This window comes from Bacteroidales bacterium, assembly GCA_021157585.1.
GTDB lineage: Bacteria > Bacteroidota > Bacteroidia > Bacteroidales > UBA12170 > UBA12170.
In genome coordinates this window covers 1-3129 of the sequence record JAGGWH010000085.1, presented here as the reverse complement: position 1 = coordinate 3129, position 3129 = coordinate 1, and the positions used below count along the sequence as shown (strand labels likewise).

The window sequence follows — 3129 nt, the reverse complement described above, 5'->3', positions numbered from 1 at the left end:
CTCAATTTAGGTGAGCGTATATTTGATATTCAGACAAGGCAATATTACCATAAAGACCCTTAAATATCAATTTATCAGGTCAATATGGCTTGATAATAATAATGTTATACAATATAGAATCATCAGAAATTCAATTAGGAGAACAGAATGGCATCGAAATATTTGTCATCCCTATCAAAGGATGATTATTCAGAACTTACGAAAAAGCTGTGGAACATTCAAAATCATCAATGCTTCATCTGTGAAGATAAAATCGATCTGGATGTACACACGACAAATATTGATCATATAATTCCGTTAGCGAACAAAGGAAAAGATGCCGAGGAAAATTTTGCTGTCACACATGAAAGTTGCAACAAGTCTAAACAGGATGCGAATTTAAAAATTGCAAAAATATTACAAAAACTCAGCAAAATTCAGAAAGCAGTATATACCAAAACGAGCAAGTCAGCATCACTGAAGGATGTATTAAAAAATTACAATGGTTCAAAGCATGAGTTAAAATATACAATTGAAGGCATGGAACTGAAGTATTCATTTTCAGATATTGGAGATAACAAAATATATCAAGCACCTATATATATCGATAATCTTTCCAAAGAACAAACATGCTTTATTGAAGTGCCGATCGAGTACCTATTCCATGATGAAATCATTAACCCACGTGGGATAAATAATAGTATAGGAAAGCTTGTTAAAGAATTTGATAAGCACAATCCACAACTACACCTTAGTCTTGCTCGGATAGAGGATGGCAAGTTAAAAATATTTGATGGTCAGCATAAAGCTGTTGCTCAAATTTTATTAGGCACTAAAAAATTGGTGGTTCGAATATTTTTGGAACCAAACATTGACAGGTTAACAGAAACAAATACCAATGCTGGGAGCACCCTGCGACAGATTGCCTTTGATAAATCTATAATGAGGCAATTGAACAATACGCTTTACTCCGAAAGGGTTAAGAAATATCAGATAGCCCATAATCTAAAAGAAGATGATTATTCTTTTTCAGAGCAACAACTTATTGACTTTTTTAAAGGCGATGGAGCTAATATTAAAAAATACATTATTGACTCTATAAAACACTCAATAACCAATGCGAAAGACAATAAATTAAAAGACTATATCGATTTTGAAGGGAAAGCTAAAGAGTTGCCTATTTCATACAGTGCTTTTGATAAAACTATTTTGTCTTCCTTCGTTAGCTCTAAACTTGTTTTAAAAACAACAATAGATTCAAAAACAGATGAAGGATTGAATCCAAGAGAATTGGAAATAGATCAAATTGTAAAAGTTCTAAGCATACTGGCTGAAAATATTTATATGAATAAATTTTTGCCGGAAGTTGGGACTGCGCGAGTTGAAAAGAAAATTATTGATAAAAAGGATACAGAGATAACAGATGATCATTTAATAGCATACAGAATCAGCAAAGAAGAGATTCTATATAATTGGTTGCAATATCTAAAAAAAGTCATAACTACCTATTTTGCAAACACAGGGAAAATGGTTGCTGAAGAGAAAATATTTCAGACACCATTTGATGATCAAATTTGGATAAATATTGAAAATTTTGTAAAGAACCTTAGTCAGCTACCACTATGGAAAGATAGATCAATGGCGAGCACAATATTTTCTGGTAAAAATAATTATGACTATTGGAGAGAAATATTTGAAACAGGCAATAGTTTAGATGGAGCAGTTGTTTTAGCGAATCCATTAAATTTTATTGAAATGATCAAGGGTACCGATAAGTTTGTATAACAAAATCATACAGCCTCGACCGCGAACAGCCGCCCGATTTTTCTTTGAGCATCCCGGCGCGGCGGCTGATGCAGGTCGTTATGCGTTTGAAAATAAAATAGGAAAGGAAAAATTAGTCATGAACAAAGATTCGGATTCTGCGCTGTCCGTCAGCAAGCAAAACAACATAGTACATCTCGTATTAAATCGCCCAAGTGTCTTAAATGCATTAAATTCTGCATTATTGGATTTGCTAAAAGCTGAGCTGGTTTCTATCAAGGAGAATCGAGCTATACAAGGAGTTATAATAACCGGTATGGGAGAGCAAGCCTTTTCAGCAGGAGCAGATATTGAATATTTAAGCAATGCATCTCCGTTGCAAGTTCGTGAATTGGCAAAAAAGGCAATATTGGTTAACAACCAAATTGAAAATTTAGGTAAACCAGTCATCGCACTCATTAATGGTTTTGCGCTTGGCGGCGGTCTTGAACTGGCGGAGTCATGTACGTTGCGTATTGCAGTCTCTACCGCAAAGTTAGGACATCCAGAAGTAAAAATTGGGGCTGTTGCAGGATGGGGTGGCACAACCAGGCTTCCAAGATTAATAGGCAAAACTCGTGCTACAGAAATGCTTCTTACAGGTAAAATTATTACAGCAAATGAAGCAATGCAAATTGGCTTGCTAAACCGTGTAGTTGAATCTGAACATTTGCAAAGTGAAGGTGAGAAAATACTCAATGAAATTTTATCCAATGCTCCATTAGCAGTACAGTTCTCATGGGAGGCTTTGCACCGTGGCCTCAATTTATCAATTGAAGAATCTGCAAAACTTGGTGCTGATTATTTTGGTTTAGTTGCTTCTACCAAGGATTTTAAGGAAGGAACAAAATCATTTATAAAAAAACAAAAACCAAAATATAAAGGTGAGTAGCAAACATTAAGTACTCTAAAATTAAACGGAATCGCATAACGAATCGCTCAACCTGACCCAGAGAACAGCGTCGCTTTTCCGAAGGCTGTTGGCGAGGCTGGTTAATTCAAGCGTTAGTTGAAACCGGTTGGATATATGTTAAAGAATTAATCCTCAGGTCAAGCAATGTACTTTACTACAAAATTGAGCCTGATGTGTTGTTCAATTTTTTGATATTATTGAAGATACAATTGTGAAGCAAACACGATTAAGAACTGTGAAATTTTAGGGGAATAATGTGTCAAAAAAACGATGGCGTTTGTTTCTCTATACCTGCTTTGGTGGCTGTGCTACAGGTGTATCAGCGTCCAAGGCTTGCATTAGGCTGTGGGAAGAGAACCCCGAGGATATAAAAATTGCCTGCCTCCCAGCCGTGATAATACCTGGGAAGTTTAAGGAAATGCTCAAATCAGCGG

The 3129-nt window shown here is 35.6% G+C and carries 2 protein-coding genes; both read left to right on the top strand.

The genetic code is table 11. The features are described 5' to 3' along the window. Positions 1 to 147 precede the first annotated feature (147 nt). Positions 148 to 1764, top strand: a complete 1617-nt coding sequence (locus J7K39_05760; protein ID MCD6179392.1) for an HNH endonuclease — start codon at positions 148 to 150, stop codon at positions 1762 to 1764. Further along, the gene (locus J7K39_05755) at positions 1757 to 2674 is read left to right on the top strand and encodes an enoyl-CoA hydratase/isomerase family protein (protein ID MCD6179391.1); all 918 of its coding nucleotides are present in this window, start codon (positions 1757 to 1759) and stop codon (positions 2672 to 2674) included. Before J7K39_05760 ends, J7K39_05755 begins: the two co-directional genes overlap by 8 nt. Positions 2675 to 3129 lie beyond the last annotated feature (455 nt).

Excerpts from the sequence above, each read along its gene's own strand:
- J7K39_05760 (MCD6179392.1), top strand. The coding sequence starts at position 148 with ATGGCATCGAAATATTTGTCATCCCTATCAAAGGATGATTATTCAGAA.